This is a genomic window from Devosia sp. 1635 (genome assembly GCF_013185955.1).
GTDB lineage: Bacteria > Pseudomonadota > Alphaproteobacteria > Rhizobiales > Devosiaceae > Devosia.
The window spans coordinates 398,102-417,766 of record NZ_JABAOM010000001.1 but is presented as its reverse complement, the minus strand read 5'-3'; the positions used below and the strand labels follow the sequence as shown (position 1 = coordinate 417,766).

The 19,665-nt window shown below is 62.0% G+C and carries 16 protein-coding genes; 8 read left to right on the top strand and 8 right to left on the bottom strand.

Annotation, left to right across the window (positions count from 1 at the left end):
• Positions 1-41 precede the first annotated feature (41 nt).
• The 6 genes from HRU92_RS02095 to HRU92_RS02070 form a co-directional block, all read right to left on the bottom strand.
• The gene (locus HRU92_RS02095; protein WP_173087492.1) at positions 42-3,350 is read right to left on the bottom strand and encodes a DEAD/DEAH box helicase; all 3,309 of its coding nucleotides are present in this window, start codon (positions 3,348-3,350) and stop codon (positions 42-44) included.
• Positions 3,351-3,438: 88 nt separating this feature from the next.
• Entirely contained in the window at positions 3,439-4,476 is a 1,038-nt protein-coding gene (locus HRU92_RS02090; protein ID WP_172122812.1) for a sulfate/molybdate ABC transporter ATP-binding protein, read from the bottom strand.
• A 17-nt stretch (positions 4,477-4,493) separates the two neighbouring features.
• A complete protein-coding gene (cysW, locus tag HRU92_RS02085) occupies positions 4,494-5,348 on the bottom strand; it encodes a sulfate ABC transporter permease subunit CysW (RefSeq protein ID WP_172122811.1) in 855 nt (284 codons plus the stop codon).
• Positions 5,332-6,195, bottom strand: coding sequence for a sulfate ABC transporter permease subunit CysT (gene cysT / locus HRU92_RS02080; protein WP_172124889.1), 864 nt, complete (start codon positions 6,193-6,195; stop codon positions 5,332-5,334). The genes cysW and cysT overlap by 17 nt, the downstream gene beginning before the upstream one ends.
• 241 nt (positions 6,196-6,436) lie before the next feature.
• Positions 6,437-6,904: a group III truncated hemoglobin gene (locus tag HRU92_RS02075; RefSeq protein ID WP_348983130.1), complete on the bottom strand. Its 468-nt coding sequence runs from the start codon at positions 6,902-6,904 to the stop codon at positions 6,437-6,439.
• On the bottom strand, positions 6,897-7,505 hold the full coding sequence (locus HRU92_RS02070) for a metalloregulator ArsR/SmtB family transcription factor (RefSeq protein ID WP_248306942.1): 609 nt from the start codon (positions 7,503-7,505) through the stop codon (positions 6,897-6,899). The genes HRU92_RS02075 and HRU92_RS02070 overlap by 8 nt, the downstream gene beginning before the upstream one ends.
• A gap of 242 nt (positions 7,506-7,747) precedes the next feature.
• Here HRU92_RS02070 and HRU92_RS02065 point away from each other — a divergent pair, with 242 nt between their 5' ends.
• From HRU92_RS02065 to HRU92_RS02030, 8 genes are all read left to right on the top strand, one after another.
• Entirely contained in the window at positions 7,748-8,287 is a 540-nt protein-coding gene (locus HRU92_RS02065; protein WP_127752426.1) for a flavin reductase family protein, read from the top strand.
• A gap of 74 nt (positions 8,288-8,361) precedes the next feature.
• On the top strand, positions 8,362-8,637 hold the full coding sequence (locus HRU92_RS02060; protein WP_127752425.1) for a hypothetical protein: 276 nt from the start codon (positions 8,362-8,364) through the stop codon (positions 8,635-8,637).
• Between the two features lie 87 nt (positions 8,638-8,724).
• Complete coding sequence (locus tag HRU92_RS02055; RefSeq protein ID WP_173087488.1) at positions 8,725-9,684, top strand: class 1 fructose-bisphosphatase; 960 nt, start codon at positions 8,725-8,727, stop codon at positions 9,682-9,684.
• Between the two features lie 159 nt (positions 9,685-9,843).
• A complete protein-coding gene (locus tag HRU92_RS02050; RefSeq protein ID WP_348983129.1) occupies positions 9,844-11,034 on the top strand; it encodes an AGE family epimerase/isomerase in 1,191 nt (396 codons plus the stop codon).
• Positions 11,035-11,100: 66 nt separating this feature from the next.
• Positions 11,101-11,889: an SDR family NAD(P)-dependent oxidoreductase gene (locus tag HRU92_RS02045; RefSeq protein ID WP_127752422.1), complete on the top strand. Its 789-nt coding sequence runs from the start codon at positions 11,101-11,103 to the stop codon at positions 11,887-11,889.
• 242 nt (positions 11,890-12,131) lie between these two features.
• Entirely contained in the window at positions 12,132-12,680 is a 549-nt protein-coding gene (locus tag HRU92_RS02040; RefSeq protein WP_127752421.1) for a PadR family transcriptional regulator, read from the top strand.
• 13 nt (positions 12,681-12,693) lie between these two features.
• On the top strand, positions 12,694-13,962 hold the full coding sequence (locus HRU92_RS02035) for an efflux RND transporter periplasmic adaptor subunit (RefSeq protein ID WP_173087486.1): 1,269 nt from the start codon (positions 12,694-12,696) through the stop codon (positions 13,960-13,962).
• An 11-nt stretch (positions 13,963-13,973) separates the two neighbouring features.
• Positions 13,974-17,279, top strand: a complete 3,306-nt coding sequence (locus tag HRU92_RS02030; protein ID WP_173087484.1) for an efflux RND transporter permease subunit — start codon at positions 13,974-13,976, stop codon at positions 17,277-17,279.
• A 95-nt stretch (positions 17,280-17,374) separates the two neighbouring features.
• Here the strand turns inward: HRU92_RS02030 and HRU92_RS02025 are convergent, their stop codons facing one another.
• Complete coding sequence (locus HRU92_RS02025; protein WP_172122807.1) at positions 17,375-19,273, bottom strand: ABC transporter ATP-binding protein/permease; 1,899 nt, start codon at positions 19,271-19,273, stop codon at positions 17,375-17,377.
• A complete protein-coding gene (locus tag HRU92_RS02020) occupies positions 19,273-19,596 on the bottom strand; it encodes a metalloregulator ArsR/SmtB family transcription factor (protein WP_127752417.1) in 324 nt (107 codons plus the stop codon). Before HRU92_RS02020 ends, HRU92_RS02025 begins: the two co-directional genes overlap by 1 nt.
• Positions 19,597-19,665: the final 69 nt, after the last annotated feature.

The following is a 19,665-nucleotide window of genomic DNA, read 5'->3' as shown; positions in this document are numbered from 1 at the left end:
GTGACCGCTCTTGGCCTCGTGATCCGATTGTTCCTGGCCACCTAGGCGGCCAGGCTTTCCAGCAGTTCACCAATGATGCGCACCCGCTCGGCGGGTGTTTGCGTTTCCTGGCGCGAGATGAGCCGTCCATCGCTCAACTCCAGTACGCCTCCGCTTTTTTTGGCGAGCCTCTGGGCGCTGCGTTCCGGGGCGGTCAGGGCGATCGCCAGGGGACCGGCTTCGATCTTGCTGATGCCCAAGGCAGGCGCCGCGATGGCGATGCGAGCAGCACCCAGCAGGGTGCGGGTCGCCTCAGGCAGTTCGCCGAAACGATCCGCCAATTCATCGGCAAAGGCATCCAAGGCTTCGGTGGTGCGCAGCCGTTGCAGCCGGGCGTATAGATTGATGCGAACCACGGCTTCCGGAACGTAGTCGGGCGGGATTGAGCCGCCGCCACCCAGATTTAGATGAATGGGGCCGCTTTGTTTGCCGCCCTCCCCCTTGGCGGCGGTGACGGCGCGCTCCAGCAGATCCTGGTAAAGCCCCGCCCCGAGCAACTTCATGTGTCCGGCCTGCTCGTCGCCAAGCAAATCGCCGCCACCGCGCAGGTCAAGATCACGGGCACTGATTTCAAATCCCGAGCCCAGGCGGTCAAAGGCCTCAAGCGTCGAGAGACGGGCCCGTGTAGCTTCGGGGATCTCATCGTTGGGATCGGTGAGGAGATAGGCGATCCCCTGGGCCCGGGCCCGACCCACGCGACCGCGCAACTGGTGCAGCTGCGATAGGCCGAAGCGGTCGGCGTGCCAGACCAGCATGGTGTTGGCGCGCGGCACATCGAGACCACTTTCGATAATGGTGGTGGCCAGCAAGATATCCCCCACCCCATTGGCGAAATCCACCAATACCCGGTCAATCTCGGCCGGGGGCAGATCGCCATGGGCGATCGCCACCGTGAATTCCGGGACGATGCGGACCAGTTCCTCGGCGAATGGAGGAATATCTTCGATGCGCGGCACGACAATGAAGCTTTGCCCGCCGCGTCGCCGCTCGCGCAACAAAGCGGTGCGCAACGAGCCCGCATCAAAGGGCGCCAGGAAAGTGCGGACGGGCCGGCGGCGAGCGGGAGGGGTCGCTATAATGCTCACATCCTGCAGGCCCACCAGGGCTGCCTGGAGGGTGCGCGGGATCGGCGTCGCGCTCATCATCAGCACGTGCAGATCGGGTGCGAGCGCGCGCAACTGGGCCTTGAGCTTGGCACCAAACCGCTGCTCCTCATCGATGATCACGAGGACAAGGTCATTGAACGCCACGTCCTTGCCCACCACGGCTTCGGTTGCCACCAGGACCTGGACCTCTCCGCTCGCAAGCTCTTCCCTAACCGCCTTGCTCTGCGCCGGCGTCAGCAAACGCGAGAGCTGGGCAACCTTGATGTCGGTGCCCGCGAAGCGCCGCTCGAAGCTTTGCAGGTGCTGGCGGACCAGCACCGTCGTGGGAGCGACCAGCACCACTTGCCGGCCAGCCAAGGCCGCTGCCGCGGCTGCTCGCAATGCGACTTCAGTTTTGCCAAACCCTACATCGCCACAGACCAGGCGGTTCATCGGCCGGCCGGAAGCTAGGTCCTCCAGCACTGCATGGATCGCGGCCGACTGGTCGGGTGTTTCTGGGTAGGGGAACCGGGCTGCAAGCCGCGCAAAAGCTGCCGCGGGGGGTTGGATCGGCTCGGCCGTGGCCTGTGCCCGGGCCTTGGCAGCTGCCGCCAATCCCTCGGCGGCGGCATCAATCTGAGCGCTGACTTCCGCCCGCCGATACTTCCAGGCATCGGTGTGCAGCCGGTCCAGTGTGACAGCCTCGGCGTCGGCGCCATAGCGCCACAACCGACCGAAGTCCTCCACCGGCACCAGCACGGACGCACCGCCATGGTATTCCAGGCGCACGGTGTCTTGCTCGCTCCCTTCTACCTCGACACGATCAAGGTCACGCAGAATGCCGACGCCATAGTCCTCATGCACTACCACGTCTCCGACCCGCAGCTCGGTTTGACCCAGCAGCACGGCAGCATCCGTTTGTTCCGCGTCGGCAAGGCGGGTGCCCAAGGCGTCAGGGGCGGCGATGAGAACAAGGTTGTTGGCCCGGTCCACAAAGCCAGCGTCGAGGTCGAAGGGCAGTGCCAAAGGCTGGTCCGTTGGCTCCGCGTCTACATCGTGCCAGGTGGCCAGCAGCTTTGGCGAGGGCCCGCGGGAGCGGCGGAGCATTGTTCGCAGCCGCTCCAGTTCGCCGTCGGTGCCTGTCACCACTACTCGTTGCCCACCCTCCAGCTGCTCGCGCGTGAAGCCCGCAAATGCGCGGGATGGATTCCGCTCCAAGGTAAAACGCGGTGCTGGCTCGAGCCCTTCCAGGTCGAGCTCCTGTAATTGGCGGCTGGCGAGGGCTGTGGTCCACTCCTCCGCGGAGAGGTAAAGCGCCTCCGGAGGCAGCGGCCTTGATTCAGCGCCGAAGTCAGTTGCGGCTTGGTGCGCTTCCCTGATTTGCTCGATCAAGGTGGGCGCGCGCTCCGCCGCAATCTCGCTGACCCACAGGGTGGCGTCCGGAAGGTAATCGAAGACCGTTCGCAACCGCTCGTATTGCTGCGGCAGCCGATGCTCGGCGCCGGCGAGCCGCTCGACATCATCGCCGATCAATTCAGAGGCGGCCCCCAAAAGCAGCTTGTCCTGTTCCTCTTCGGTCCGCTGGCTGCGCGGATCATAGGCAAAAATACTCTCGATCCGATCGGCTTCGTCGAGCATCAGGCGGAATGGGGCCTCGCCGTCGGCTGGAAAAATCTCGATAGCGCCGCCCCTGAGCGCAATCTCGCCGGGCTCATCGACCCGGTCGTCAACTTCGTAACCAGCGCGCCCGGCAAACGCTTCGAACGCTTGCCGGTCCAGCGTTTCACCGCGGCGCAGTTCAAGCACACAGCCGCTGACGGCTTCAGATGGCGGAACCCGCTGCAACGCGGCATCCGCCGACGTTACCAGGACGCGGGCCCCGGCCCGTTCACCCAGGCACTGCCGAAGGGCGGACATCCGTTGGCCCATGCTCTCATGGCTGGGGGAAGACCGGTCATAGGGGAGGCAATCCCAGGGAGACAGCAACAGCACCTGGGCCTCGGGGGCAAAACTGCGCAGTGCTCGAGCGGTTTCCTCAGCTCGACGTTCACTCGAGACAATCAGCAGGACTGAGCTGTTCGCACCAAGCCTGGCCGCCAGGCGGAACGCGGTTGCGGCGGCGGGCGGCTGCCGGGAAGCCGCCGATCGATCTTGCTCAATGGATGCTGGATTGCCCCGAGGGGCGAGCCGGCGCGAGGGAATAGCCTCGGCAGCAGGGGTGGTCATGGGAAGGTCACTCGAAACAACTGGTCTCCGGCAACGCGGGTGAGGTGCCCGTGTTCCCCCCATGCCAACTCTTGTTTTGATCGCAGCGTCAGGTGGCGGGGAACAGCTGCCAGCGGCGCGGCCGGAAGGTGAGCTGGCTGCGTTCACCAGCCGGATGATCAAAGGGAAGGTCCAGTTCCACCTTCTGGTTGGCCGGACCGAGATCAACTTCAACCCGTCGTGTTCCCCCGACGCGGCGGCTGGTGTGCACCGTGCCAGCGAGCGTCGCATCGCCTTCCACCAGATCCACGTCGTGCGGCCGGAAGAACATGCGCGCCGGACCGGGCTGCACCCCAGGAGCAGGCACGCCGATCGCGCGACCGGCAACCAGCAGTTCCCCTTTGTCCACCGTCACCGGCAGTTCGCTGGATTCCCCGATAAAGCCGAACACGAAGGGCGAGGCGGGGTGATCATAGACCTCATCGGGGGTGCCCACCTGTTCGATGGCCCCCTGGCTCATGACGCAGAGGCGGTCGGACAGCTCGAGCGCTTCCTCCTGGTCGTGCGTCACAAAGACAGTGGTATGACCGGTGCGGTCATGCATTTCCCGCAGCCACCGACGCAGCTCGCGCCGGACCTGTGCGTCGAGCGCGCCAAAAGGTTCATCGAGCAGCAATACGCCGGGCTCAATGGCCAGGGCGCGGGCGAGAGCCACGCGCTGGCGCTGCCCGCCCGAAAGCTGATTGGGGTAGCGCTTTTCGAGGCCGGAAAGCTGGACGAGATCGAGCAGTTCCATGGCGCGACGTCGAATTTCCCCTGCTGGCGGTCGCGTGGCTCGTGGGCGCACCTTGAGGCCAAAGGAGATGTTTTCGAGAATGGTCATGTGCCGGAACAGCGCATAGTGCTGGAACACAAAGCCGATATTGCGCTCCTGCACCGTCTTTTCCGAGGCGTCCATGTCGCCAAAGAAGATCTTGCCTTGGCTCGGCATTTCCAGCCCAGCGATCAAGCGCAACAGCGTGGTCTTGCCGGAGCCGGAGGGCCCCAGCAAGGCGATCAACTCGCCTGAACGGATATCGAGCGACACGTCCTTGAGCGCGGCAAAGCCATCGAACTCCTTGCGCACATTGCTAACGCGAACTTCCATTGAATCTCGATCTCCGATCAGTGGCCGCTGGCGGCGATTTCATCACCAAAGCGCCATTCCAGGGCGGTCTTGAGCACGAGCGTCACGAGGGCCAGCATGGCCAGGAGGGACGCCAGCGCAAAAGCAGCCGTGGCATTGTACTCGTTGTAGAACATTTCGACTTGCAGCGGGATGGTCGTGGTTTGGCCGCGGATCCGGCCAGACACCACCGCAACGGCCCCGAACTCGCCCATCGCACGGGCGTTGCAGAGCAGCACGCCGTAGAGCAGGCCCCATTTTATATTGGGCAAGGTGACGCGCCAGAAGGTCTGCCACCCATCGGCACCGAGCGACAGCGCCGCTTCCTCATCCCCCGTGCCTTGATCCTGCATTAAGGGGATCAATTCCCGGGCGACAAAGGGGAAGGTGACGAAGATGGTGGCGAGGACAATGCCCGGCACGGCAAACAGCACTTCGATGCCGTGGGACTTTAGCCACGGGCCCAGCAGGCTGCCGCCACCGAACAGCAGCACATAAACGAGGCCCGAGATCACGGGCGACACGGAGAATGGCAGGTCGATCAGCGTGATGAGGAAGGCCTTACCCTTGAACTCAAACTTGGCGATAGCCCAGGAGGCGCAGATGCCAAAGACGACATTGAGCGGCACTGCAATCGCCGCAACCAGCAGGGTCAAGCGGATCGCAGCCTGCGCGTCCGGGCTGCTTAGCCCCGCGAGGTAGGGGCCAAACCCGGCCCGGAACGCTTCCGAAAAGACTGCCACCAGCGGCAACAGCAAAAACAGCGCCATGAACAGGACGCTGATGACGATCAGCGCGAGCCGGACCCCGATGCTTTCTGAAATGGGGGAGTGTCGGCTAATTGCCATAGCCATACCTCGCTCGGCTCCAGGCTTGGATCAGGTTGATGGCAAAGAGGAGGGCAAAGGAGATCAGCAGCATCACGGTCGCGATCACGGCGGCGCCGGTATAGTTGAACTCTTCCAGCCGAATGACGATCAGCAGCGGCGCAATTTCCGAAACAAAGGGAATGTTGCCGGCAATGAAGATCACGGAGCCATATTCCCCTACCGCCCGGGCGAATGCCAACGCAAATCCGGTGAGGATGGCTGGCGTCAAGCTCGGCAGCACGACGCGCGTGATGGTCTGAAAGCGATTAGCCCCCAGGGTGGCACTCACCTCTTCTACTTCGCGGCTGACCTCCTCAAGGATGGGCTGGATGGTGCGCACCACGAAAGGCAAGCCGATGAAGATCATCGCAATGATGATGCCCGTCGGCGTATAGGCGACCCGAATGCCCAGCGGCGTGAGCAAGGCGCCAACAAAGCCGTTCGGCGCGTAGATCGCCGTCAGGGCCACCCCAGCCACCGCCGTTGGGAGGGCAAAGGGCAGGTCAACCATTGCGTCGAGGAGCCGCCGACCCGGGAAGCGATAGCGTACCAGGACCCAGGCAATCAGCGTGCCGAAGATCACATTCACTACCGCGGCAAACAGCGCGGTCAAAAAGCTGACCCGCAGTGCTCCCACCACCCGCGGATCAACCGCTGCGGCCCAGAACACGCCGAGCCCCTGCCCGGTGGAGCGCAAAACGAGAAAGACCAGCGGCACGAGGATTATCAAGGAGAAATAGGTCAGCGTGAAACCGAGGGTCAGGCCAAACCCGGGGATTACGCTGGACTGACGGAAGCGCCAGCGGGCGCGCACCGGTGTCGTTGCCGTCAGCGTACTCAACAAGGAGCCCCGCCACTGGTAGCGGGATCACGCTGGCTAACGCCGCTGGCGTTTATCGGAAAATCGATACTCATCTCGCGCCCCCGTGCCGTTGCGCGGAAAACCTAGCGGGTCGGTCGGGATTAACAAGCCTTTACCTGCCGCATTGCAGGAGCGTCTGGAAAAATAATACTCGCGGGGGCCGCCCCGGCAGCACGCGGCGACCTTGACCTCCTCGGGCAGCACGGCCGCATTAAATTTCTTCGCGCTGCAGCGGACCCATAGTGGTGATGTCCTCACCCCGCCGCATGGCGATGTTCATGCGGAAGCTGTTCCCGACCCGCTCGGAGCGTTCGATGAAGACTGCAGCGATCTCAGCGGGGCAGATCCGCACAACCGTTTGCCGAAACAACCGCAGCCAGCGCTGGAAGTGCACGTCGGAAAGCTCGGGAATGGCGATGTGCTTGGGCAGCGGCCGTCCGCCATAGCGCCCCGTGCCCAACAGCATGGACGACCAGAAATCCGCGATGAGTTCGAGGTGCCGCGGCCAGTGGTCCTCGGGGATGAGGCGGTTGAAGACCGGCCCGATCAACGGGTCGGATCGGGCATCGGCATAAAATGCGTTCACCACGCGTCGGATCAGTGCCTCGTCCAGTCCCACCGGCATGTCCCAGCCGATGCGGGACAGCCTGGCGCTTGCGGGAAACTCTGTATCAGACATCGCGTAACGCCGGGCGAATGGAATAGGAGCAGCGCCGGCCGCCCGAGACGATGTGCTCGGTTCGCTCCACTTGAGCACCCTCCCCTAGCACATGGCGGAACACATCGAGCTCGGCCCGGCAAAAACCCTGGCAGGCCGTGGCGGCGGCGCAAATCGGGCAATGGTTTTCTATCAGCAACAGACCGCCGTCCTCCTCCTGGCGCCACTCCGCCATGTAACCTTCATCCGAACGGAGCCGGGCCAAGGTGGCAACTTTCTCGCTGAGGTTTGCCTTGTCAAGCATAGCCTCGTGGTAGGCTGCGGTTGTCGCCATCTCCCGGCCCGAGATCACGGTGTCGAGTGCCGCCTCACCCAACTGGCTGCGGATCAATTCAAGCAATTGCACCGTCAGCGCCGCATGCGTGTCGGGAAACCGTGCCATGGCTTGGGAAGTGAGGCTCCAGTTTTGGCCAGGCCGACCCACACCCTTGGGCTCGCTGGTGGCGCTGACCAGACCCTGGTTTGCCAGCTTGAGCAATTGTTGGCGAGCCGCTTCTGCACTGGTGCCAAGCAGGGCACCCAAAGCTGCGGTGCTCAGCGAGCCATGCATCTTTATAGCCATGAGCAGCCGCTCCCCTGGGCTGCGAGGGGACCACTGGTGGTCTTGCATGTCGTGGCTTGACATCGAGGGCGAGCGGGTTTTCAAAGGAACTACTTGGAAAATACCCGGAACCAGCGCTTAGATCAAGCTCGCTCCGGAATCGGCAGCCCGCCAAAGCGGCTCACGCCGATCCAACAGATGGAACCGGCGCGTGTGCGCGAGGATTGCAGTAGGACGGACGACGGCAAATGGTGGACGGCTGGATGGCTGACTTTGACTATCCCGACGCCTTGCGTCTCCGCGCCCCCCGTCGCCCCACAGTCGGCGATGCCGAGTTCCGCGCCGCCATGGCCGCGATGGCATCCACGGTCCATGTGGTGACAGCACGGCGCGGCGAGGAACGCGTCGGACGCACAGCAACCTCCATGCTGTCACTGTCGGCGGCGCCGCCTTCGATCCTGGTGTCCATCGACATGGTGAGCCGGCTGGCCGATGTGATCGCCAAGACCGGTGGGTTCTCCCTTGCCATGCTGGCCGATGATCAAAGCGAGATCGGCAATGCTTTTGCGGGCCGGATGGACCCGCTGGATCGCTTCGCCTCTGGACAATGGGGAAGCTGGCCTTCTGGCAACCCTATGCTGCTGGGCGCCGTCACTGCCATCGACTGCGAAGTGATCGGCGCCATTGAGACGGGTACCCATGTACTGTTTGCGGGTGCGATCATTGAGGCGGAAACGACCACCACGCGCTCGCCTTTGCTTTGGCAGCGGCATCACTACCATTCGTTAACAAGACACCAATAAGCGTTGCATGCAGGGTATGGCTCGGCAACTGCCAGGCGCCGCCTGCATTTCCCTTTCACCCAGGGAGGTCCCCCTTGCCCCGCTTCTTTTTTCACTACCGCACCGATGACCGGTTGATCCGTGACCTTGATGGCAGCGAACACCCCGATCTTGATGCTGCCGAATTGCGGGCCGGCGAAATCGGCCGCGCCATTGTCGAGCGGCTGGCCGCCGAGGATGAAGACGCCGAGTTGCGCGGCTCGATCGAGATCACCGATGCCGCCGGCGCGGAGTTGCTTTATGTCGTGTTCTGGGCGGGACCGCCCCTTGCCCCCGGCGGCACGCCGTTCTATCCCACCACACTGCATTAACATCTCCGCCTTAGGCGAAAGTCTGCCTTGCCAGCCTCACGGAGGTTGCGACACTTGCTGCAAGCCCTACCAACCGCGAGTGCGCCAATGACCCAGACGCTTAAGCAGTGGCTTGCCACTGCCACCTCCAGCCCGGAACTCGCATGGGTTGTCGATACCGTGGCTGGAGCTTGTGCCGAGATCGCCGCAGTGCTGCGCCTGGCGCCGCTCGCGGGACAAACGGGCCTTGCGGGGGCCACCAATGTCCAGGGCGAGGCGCAAAAGCAGTTGGACGTAATCTCCAACGACATATTTGTCAGGCACTTGCGGGCAAATGCGGCTGTTTCGATTCTGGTGTCCGAAGAGTTGGATGAAGCGCTTCACCTGAACGATGAGGGCGGGTTTATGGTCGCCTGCGATCCACTGGATGGCTCGTCCAATCTGGATGTGAACGTCACCGTGGGCACCATTTTCTCCATCCTGGCCGTTGACCCCAAGGCTCCTGACCTGCTGCAACCCGGAACGCGTCAGCTTGCAGCGGGCTATGCCGCTTATGGTCCGGCGACGAGCCTCGTCTTGAGCTTTGGAGATAAGGTGGCGACCTTCGCCATTGACGCCAGCGGGCAGTTTGCCCTGGTTGAGGACGGGGTGTCCGTACCCTCAGCGTCAGCAGAATACGCCATCAATACGGCCCGTGCCCGCTTCTGGGACCAGGCCACCAGCGCTTATGTTGCCGAGAACGTCGCGGGCGAAACGGGCGTCGCGGGCAAGCGCTACAACATGCGCTGGATCGGCTCCATGGTCGCCGACATCCACCGCATCCTGATGCGCGGCGGCATTTTCCTCTACCCGCTCGATAGTGAAACCGCGAGCAAGGGCGGTCGCCTGCGCCTGCTCTATGAGGCCAACCCCATGGCGTTTCTTATCGAGGCTGCGGGGGGACGCGCCACCACGGGGCCCCAGCGGATCCTTGAGGTCCAGCCCACCTCCATCCATCAGCGCGTACCAGTGATCCTGGGATCGGCCGAGGAAGTGGCGCGCGTCCAGGCGCATTACCAAAGGCTATAGAACTGGGTTTACGAGCGCGGGTGCGGCTCCTTATACATCCCCCAGAGGAGCCGGCCTCTGTGCGTCGGCTGGGGGAGCCAAATGAGCCAGACGCATCCGATTTTGCCACCGAGCAACAGAAGCCTTTGGAGCAACCGCCCATTCCATCGGCAGTGGTTGATGCGGCAGGCCAATGACCTTTTCGACTTCTTTGAAGGTGCCTCGATCAACGCCGCGGGCGGGTTCTTTGAACTGGATGACAATGGTCACCCGCTCAATGCCGACAACCCGGTGCGGGCAATCCACACCACCGCCCGCATGGTGCACTGCTTTGCGCTTGGGAGCTTGCTGGGCCGGCCGGGGTCGGACGAGATCGTTGACCACGGAATGCGCTATCTTTGGGAGCGGCACCGCGACAGCACGCATGGCGGCTATAGCTGGTCGCTCGACAATGACGGGCTCAAGGACAGCAGCAAGCAGGCCTATGGCCACGCCTTTGTGCTGCTGGCCGCATCGAGCGCCAAGCTCGCCGGCCACCCCCTTGCCGACCTCATGCTGGCTGACGTCACCGAAATCATCAACCGCCAATTCTGGGACGCTGAGGTCGGGGCGGTGCGAGATGAGTTCGGCGCCGACTGGTCCGCGATCAGCACCTATCGCGGCCAGAACTCCAACATGCACATGACCGAAGCGCTGATGGCCGCCTTTGAGGCCACTGGCGACCGCGCTTACCTGAACAAAGCCGAACGGATTGCCGAACTCATCATCGGCAAGCATGCCAGCGCACTCGATTACCGGGTGGCAGAGCACTTCACGCAGGACTGGGTGTTAGACAGGGATTACCTCGGCTCGGAGATGTTCCGGCCCTCCGGCACCACGCCCGGACATTGGATGGAGTGGTCGCGGCTGCTGCTCCAGCTTTGGGTGCTAAGCGACAAGCGCAACTCCTGGATGACCGAAGCGGCGCGCAGTCTCTTCCGCCAAGCCATCGAGCTGGGCTGGGACAAGCAGCATGGCGGTTTCTATTACACGCTGGACTGGAACAACCAGCCAGCGATGCGCGAGAAGCTCTGGTGGCCGGTCAGCGAGGCAATCGGTGCGGCGGCGTTCCTCTCTCATTACGATCGGGACCTCTATTTCCAGCACTGGTATCGCCGGTTCTGGGACTTTGCGGCCAATCACATGATCGACCATGAGCGTGGCGGCTGGCATTCGGAACTGACGGAGGACTTGCAGCCCACATCGCGCCTGTTCGTGGGTAAGCCTGATATCTACCATGCCCTGCAAGCCTGCCTTATTCCGCTTTATCCAGCGATCGGTTCGCTCTCGCATGCGATCATCCAGACCGACGATACCGCCGCCTTGACCTAGGTAATCGGGACCTGCCCTGCCACGTTTTGACCGCTTCAAGCGTTAAGGGCAAAACGGAGAAAGCACATGACGCAGGATCTTTCGGGCAAGGTGGCGCTGGTGACTGGTGCCGGTTCAGGTATTGGCAAGGCCGCAGCGCTGACGCTCGCCCAAGCGGGCGCCAGCGTGGTGGTGATGAGCCGCACGGCCAAGGAGGTTGAAAAAACCGCCGAGGAGATCAAGCAGGCCGGCGGCACAGCCACGGCGATGACCGCCGACACCTCTGACGATGTGGCGATGGCAGAGCTGTTCAGCCAGTTGGTGCAGGAACATGGGCGCCTTGACATCGTCGTAGCCAATGCAGGCGTGAACGGGGTTTGGGCCCCCATTGCCGAGCTGAAGCCCGAGGAATGGGACAAGACCATCGCCATCAATCTGCGCGGCACTTACCTGACCATCCATTATGCGGTGCCGCACCTGATCAAGGCGGGCGGCGGATCGATCGTCGTGATCTCCTCGATCAATGGCACGCGCACCTTCACCAATCCTGGCGCCACCGCTTATTCCGTGACTAAGGCAGGGCAAGTCGCCATGGTGCAGCAACTGGCTGTAGAACTCGGGCAGCATCGCATCCGCATCAACGCGATCTGCCCGGGTGCCATAGAATCCGAAATTTCGGACAACACCGAAAAACGCAACAGCGAAGCGGCCGAAGTACCGGCTGAGTTTCCTGAGGGCGACATCCCCCTGACCGGCGGTGAACCCGGCGAAGCAGAGGACGTGGCTAACGCCATTCTGTTCTTTGCATCCGAGCAGTCGCGCCATATCACCGGCACGCCGCTCTGGATTGACGGGGCGCAAAGTCTGATCCGATAATTCGAGCTAAATCATAGTAATTAAAGGGGCGTGATCTTTGATCTTGCCCCTATTACATTGCCACTGGCGCCATAACGCCCTTGCGCACTATAAAGGTGCTGCTTAGCCGGACGGCTAACAGCCATGCGAGGCCTTCTTAACTGGTTTGCGTCCTTCTGTCGCAATCACACTTGCTTTGCTGCTCCTCCCCCCTATATAGCTCCAGCATATATCGGACCTGAATAGGTCTGCTGGAGCCTTCCATGAACGTCAGAACCTTGTGCCTTTCGATCCTCTATGAGGGCGAAGCGACCGGATACGAGATCCGCCGCCGATGTGTGGAGGGTGAATGTTCCTATTTTATCGAGGCCAGCTTCGGCTCGATCTATCCCGCGCTGGCCAAGCTTGAAGAAGAAGGGCTCGTCACCAGCCGCACCGAGCAGCAAGAAGGCAAGCCGGCCAAGAAGGTCTATGCCATCACAATCGAAGGCCGCCATGCATTTGCCAAGGAGTTGGCAGAACCTCTCGGCGAAGATGTGCTGCGCAGCCCTTTTCTGCTGTTTGCCCGCTACGCCCATCTGATGCCGGCAGACCTTGTGGAGCAGCGCGGCTCTGAGTATCTGCAGCGCACCCTGGACTGCCGAAGCGGCATGGAAACTGCTGCTACCGAGCGCGAGATGAGCGCAGCCGATTGCTGGGTGGTCGGCTTTGGCCGGGCCATCATGGAAGCTTCGGAAAAGTATTTGCGTGCGCATATGCACGAGTTGATCGGCTTGGCGAAGACCGAGCGAAACAAAGACGCGGCTGAGTAAGGGGCTAAGTACGATGCGTGCACTCTTTTCCTTTGGGTTGGCCTTCGCCATTCTGCTGCTGGCCGGTGGCTGGCTGGCGACCGGTACTCTGGTGCAGGGCGGGCAAGGCCCGGGCAATGGCGTGCAGCCAATCGTTGCCGTCATCGAGGGCGAAGACCACGGTCCGATCCACACTGCCTTGGCCGAGGCTGGCGTCTTGGCCGAGCATCACGAGGCCGAGGTCGATCCCAAACTCACCATTGCACAACGTACCGAGGCGGTAACTGGCGCCAACGCGCCGGTTCAATCCGTACGTACGCAGACCTTCACGGCACAACCGATGACCATCCAAGTGCCGGTGCGCGGGCGCACGCAGGCCAAGTCCACGGTTGCTGCCGTCGCGGAAACAACCGGCACAGTGGATGTGGTGCATGTAACCAAGGGCGAGCGCGTCGAAGCTGGCGAGCTGCTGTGCACGCTCGATCAGGGCACGCGCGCCGCGGCCGTCGCTCAGGCCGAAGCCAGCTTGGCGCAAGCCGAGGCAGCACTGGCGCAAGCCGAACTCAATTATGCGACCAATGCCGACCTGCGTAAGCGCGGCCTTGCCGCCACAAACACGGCCAATGAAGCCGAAGTGGCCTTGGCCCAGGCTCGTGCGGGAGTGTCCCAGGCTCAGGCGGGCATTGACAATGCCCGCGAAGAACTGGCCCGGACCGAGATCAAGGCCAAGGTTGCCGGCTTGGTCCAGGACCCCGTCGCTGTTGCCGGTTCCATGCTGAGTGCCGGCACGCCTTGCGCAACCATCGTGCAGCTCAACCCTATCGTGTTCAGCGGCTCGGTGGCAGAAGGCGACATTGCCAGGGCCAAGACCGGTCTCGATGCAACGGTGACGACCGTCACCGGTGACACGGTGGAAGGCAAGGTCAGTTATATTTCTTCGGTGGCTGACGACGCCACCCGCTCGTTCCAAGCCGAGATCGAGATCCCCAACGAAGACTTCGCCATTCGCGACGGCATCACCGCACGCGCAATCGTCAACGTCGGAACGGTTCCGGGGCACCTGCTGCCACAATCTGTCCTGACGCTGGATGATGATGGAGTATTGGGCGTGCGCACAGTGGAGGACGGCAAGGTGGCCTTTTATCCCGTCACTGTGGTCAGCGACACCCGCGACGGTGCCTGGGTGAGCGGCCTGCCGGAAACGGCAGAGGTGATCACTGTAGGCCAGGAAAGCGTAACCACCGGCGACCAGGTGCAGGCGACTCCCGCCGACACTGCAAGCGCTGAAGCGACCGCCAGTTAAGGAGCGCATCCATGCTCGACTTCATCGAACGCATTCTGCGGATGCCCCGCGTCGTCCTTACGATCATGGTGCTCGTGCTCGGCGCGGGTTCGGTGGCCTATGTCTCCATGCCCAAGGAAAGCTTCCCGGCTATCGAGATTCCCTATCTGTATGTGTCGATCACGCAGACTGGTGTGTCGCCGGCTGACGCCGAAAATCTTCTGGCCAAGCCGGCCGAAGAAGAACTGGCGACCCTAACGGGACTGGAGAACATCACCACAACCTCGACAACCGGGCACTCCTCAGTGCTGCTCGAGTTCGACATCAACACGGACAAGGACCAGGCCCTTGCCGATACGCGCGCCCGGATGGATGCCGTGCGGGCCAAGCTGCCAAGCGAAGCCGACGATCCGACCGTCACCGAGATCGATTTCATCGGCCCCATCATGTCGGTGGCTATATATGGCAGCGCCCCCGACAAGGAGATGATCCGCCGCGCCGAGGAACTGCAAGACGCGCTCGAGGCCCTTGGCGACGTGCGCGAAGTGACCCTGTCAGGCGCTCGCGACGAGCAGCTCGAAATCCGCATCGACCAGACCCGGCTTGAAGCCTATGGCCTCACCGCTGGCCAATTGCTGGATTCGCTGGCGCGCAACAACATGGTGGTGCCTGGCGGTACCTATAATTCCGGCCAAGGCGCCTTCAACATCGAAGTGCCTGGGCTGATCACCACGGCACAGGACGTTTATGACCTGCCGCTCAAGACCGACGGCAATACCGTGGTCACCTTCGGCGATGTGGCGACCATCACCCGGTCGCTGGCTGACGCCACCGAATATACCCAGGTGAACGGCTCTCCAGCCCTGATCCTGAGTGTCGCCAAAAAGACCGGCACTAACATCATCGACGTATCCAATCAGGTGCGCGAAACAACCAAGAATGTTGCGGCCAACTGGTCGGGCGGTGTTGGCTATAGCTTCTTCCTCGATCAGGCGGAAACCACCACCAACCTATTCCGCTCCCTGGAAGCGGCCGTGCTCACGGCCGTGGCGCTGGTGCTGATCACCTGTATCGCGACGCTGGGCCTGCGCCCTGCCCTCATGATCGGGTTGTCGATACCGCTCTCGTTCATGATGGCGTTCCTCGTGGCCGAAATGCTGGGCATGACCATCAACATGATGGTGATGTTCGGTCTCGTGATCGCGGTGGGCGTGCTGGTGGACGACCCGGTGGTGGTCGTTGAATATGCCGAGCGAAAACTGATGGAGGGCGTTCCGAAGAAGGAAGCCTTCATCATGGCGATGCGCAAGATGTTCGTGCCGGTGGTGGGCGCTACCGCCACGACCCTGGGCGCCTTTATCCCGCTCCTGTTCTGGCCGGGCATCATCGGCAAGTTCATGAGCTACCTGCCCACGATCGTGATCATCGTGATGGTCGCGTCCTTCATCTCGGCGCTGATCTTCATGCCGGTGATTGGCTCGGTGATCGCCTCGACCCATGTGGACGAGAAGGAAAAGGCCAAGGCCGACCTGGTGATGTATCCCGAGAAGTTCGACGCTAAAAAGGTAAGCGGCGTTACGGGCGTTTATGTGCGTCTGATGGAAAAGCTGATGCACTGGCCGATCCCGACCTTGGCTGTCGGGTTCGGCATCATCGTCGGCATCTTTATCCTGTACAGCAACAACCCCACGGGAACTGAGGCTTTCCCTGCCTCCGAGCCTGAGTATGCCACTGTGGCGGTGGTCGGCCAGGGCAACTACAGCCCTGAAGAAGTACGAGACATGCTGGTCGAGGTGCAGGACGAAATCCTGCATGTTCAAGGCATTCAGGACGTCATCATGCAGTTCGGCGATACCGGCGCCGCAGGCACGATGCCGCCCAATACCCTGGGCAACTTCCAGCTGCAGCTGACCGATTGGAGCGAGCGGGTCCCTGCCGAGCAGATCTTCGGCGATATTCGCCAGCGCGTGAGCTCCATAGCCGGGCTCGACGTGCAGGTGCTGCCGCTCGAGAACGGCCCGCCGGCGGGCAAGGACATCAATATGCGGGTGGAAAGCACCAACTATGATGACCTGCTACCCGTGGTCACTGCCATCAGCAACGAGCTGGCCAGCTGGCCCGAAACCGTTGACCTGGAGGACGGTCGGCCCTCGCGCGGTATCGACTGGCAGATCACCATCGACCGCGTGGAAGCGGGTCGTTACGGGATCGGCGTGCGCGAGCTGTCGCCCTATGTTCAGCTGATCACCTCCGGCGTAAAGCTCGGCACCTATCGTGACGCGGAAACCGGCGACGAGCTCGACATCCGCGTTCGCCTGCCCGAGGACGAGCGCACCTTCGATGCCTTGGAAAGCATGCGTATTGCTACAGCCCAAGGCCTGATCCCGGTGTCGAACTTCATCGACCGTCAGCCGGTGCCTAAGGTCGCCAACATCGAGCGGCGCAACCAGGTCTACGTGATGAACGTGGCCGCAGGTCTTAACAACCTTCCCGAAGGCGTTTTTCCGGCTGACAAGGTGGCTGAGCTGCAAGCCTGGATCGGCGAGCAGAACTTCCCCGACACCGTCAATGTCGCATTTGGCGGGGCTGAAGAGCAGATGGGCGACGCAAACGCCTTCATCGTGCAGGCGATGGGCATGGCCATGGCCATCATCTTCTTCGTGCTGCTGCTCGAGTATAACAGCTTCTACCAGGTGTTGGTGACCCTCTCGACAGTCGCCATGTCGGTCGCGGGTGTGCTTTTGGGCATGCTGGCGACGGGGATGACCTTCTCTGCAATCATGACCGGCCTGGGGATTGTGGCCCTGGCAGGCATTGTGGTGAAGAACGGCATCGTGTTGATCGACACCTATAATGACTACCACCGGCATCAAGGTGTCGAGGCGGTCAGGGCTATGTTGCTGACTGTGGGCCAGCGCGTTCGCCCGGTGCTTCTCACCGCGTTCCTCACAGCCTTGGGCGTGATCCCGATGTGGGCGAATGTGGAGTTCGACTTCATCCGCCGTGAGATCGTGATCGGGGGCCTAGCCGGCTCGTGGTTCATCCACCTTTCGGCGGCACTGGTGTCGGGCCTGTTCTTCTCGACCCTGCTGACCCTGATCATGGTGCCGGTGATGATCACCGCCCCCAGCGTGATCAAGCAGCAGATGGGCTCTATCTTCTCCCGGTTCGGCCGCCGCAAGACCGCCGTGGCGGTGCCAGCAGGGTTCGACGGCATGGCCGTGGAAGTCCCAGAGGAAGCCGATGGCGCCCGCCGCTACATCGTCTCCAAGGACGCTGGCCTCAAGGAAGATGGCGCCAACGGCCCGCGCGTCGACCGACGGGACGCAGCCGAATAGCCTCGGCTCTGAGAAACACAAAAGGCCCGCAGCGATGCGGGCCTTTTCTTTGTTAGGACGAAAAGCTTGGTGCCGAAGCTGGGACGACCCCTGCCCTATTCCGCCGCCGGCGCCACAGTCTTCACAAAACCATCGGGGTCGTTGGCGGTCTGCCGCAGCTTTTCTTCGGCCTCGGTGGCTTCGCGCTGGCGGTTCCACATCTGCGCGTAAAGGCCACCTTGCGCCAGCAGATCGCGATGATTGCCGCGCTCGGCGACGGTGCCACTGCGCAGCACGAGGATTTCGTCCGCATTGATAACGGTGGAAAGCCGGTGGGCGATCACGACCGTGGTGCGATTGGCCGAAACAATGTCCAGTGCCGACTGGATGTCGCGCTCGGTCTTGGTGTCGAGGGCCGAGGTCGCTTCATCGAGGATCAGGATCGGTGGCGCCTTCAGGATGGTGCGGGCGATCGCCACGCGCTGCTTCTCGCCGCCCGACAGCTTGAGGCCACGCTCGCCAACGGGCGTGTCATAGCCCTTGGGCAGCGTTTCGATGAATGGCCCGACCTGGGCCATTGCGGCGGCCTTGCGGACCTCTTCATGGCTGGCGCCGGGGCGGCCATATTCGATGTTGTAGCCAATGGTGTCGTTGAACAGCACCGTATCCTGCGGCACCATGCCAATGGCCGCTCGGAGACTATCCTGCGTGATGTCGCGTAGGTCCTGCCCATCGATGGTAATGGCGCCGCCCGTCACGTCATAGAAGCGATACAGCAGCCGTGAAATGGTCGACTTGCCGGCGCCGGTCGGCCCAACGATGGCGACGGTCTTGCCGGCCGGAACCTCAAAGCTCACATCCTTGAGGATCGGCCGGTCGGGATCATAATGAAAGCTGACGTGATCGAAGCGAATGACCGGGCCCGTCACCACCAGCGGCTTGGCATTGGGCTTGTCGACGATTTCGGCGGGCTGCTCGAGAAGTTTGAACATCTCCTCGATATCGGTCAGGCCCTGCCGCAACTCTCGATACACAAAGCCGATGAAATTGAGCGGCCGATAGATCTGCATCAGGAAAGTGTTGAGCAGGACAAAGTCACCCAAAGTCAGGGTGCCGTTCATCACCCCGTTCACGGCCATGACGCTGATGATGATGAAGCCGGCATAAAAGATCACCGCCTGGCCGAAGTTGAGCACGCCAAGCGAGGTCCAAATCCGGATCGCTGAGCGCTCGTACCCGGCCATGGCGCGGTCGTAGCGTTCGGCCTCCATCTTCTCATTGCCGAAATACTTCACTGTTTCGAAGTTCAGCATGCTGTCGATGGCCTTGGAATTGGCATCGGTGTCGCTGTTGTTCATGTCCCGGCGAATAGCGATACGCCAGTTGGACGCCTTGATGGTGAAGTAGAGATAGCCCCAGATGGTCACCACGAGGATGCCGAGATAGCTGACGCCGAACATGTAGACAAAGATCACCGCGGTGATCACGAACTCCACCAGAGTCGGCACGATATTGAGCATGGTGAAGCGCACGATGGCTTCGATGCCCTTGGTGCCGCGCTCGATGACCCGGCTCAGGCCGCCCGTGCGGCGCGCCAGGTGGAAACGGAGCGAGAGTTGATGCACGTGATTGAAGGTGCGGTAGGCCAGTTTACGCACGGCATTCTGGCCAACGCTGGCGAACAGCACGTCGCGCAATTGCTGGAAGCCAGCATCGATGATGTTGCCGAGACCATAGGCGATCACCAGCACAATTGGGACAGCTAGGCCCATGACCAAGGTGTTGTTCGGCTGGGAGCCGTCGAGGCTGTCGACGATACCTTTATAGGCGAAGGGAATAAGAGTGGTTGCGACCTTGGACAGCAGCAAAGCTGCAATCGCCAGCACCACCCGCAGCCGCAAATCAGGCCGATCCGCTGGCCACATATAGGTCCACAGATTGCGCACTGTGGCGAACACAGAACCCTCGTCCGCGTTTACGGACGATTTTGCCTTCCGGCTTTGATCAACTGACATCAGACTGGTTCCGTTTCCCGGATAGCTGGGACCACGGGCGCAAGACCCTCCAGCATGCTTGCATAAGCACTTCCAAGCGCCTGCAGGCGATCATGCTGCACCACATAGCAGTTCCGGGTGCCACGTGGCTTGCGTTCGATCAGCCCGGCATCAAGCAACACCTTGATGTGCTGGGAGACGGTGGACTGTGCCAGCGGCAAGGATTCTGTGACATCGGCGCAGCAGCATTCCCGCTGCTGCTCCCGTGCCAGGATACGCAATATGCTGAGGCGGACCGGATGGCCGAGCGCCCGCATGATGGTCGCGAAATCGTCGTCTTGCATGAAGGCCACTTCTTTGATCGTCAACAAGCGATAGAAGATGGTGTGCTACGGCGCAAGGGCAATTGCCTG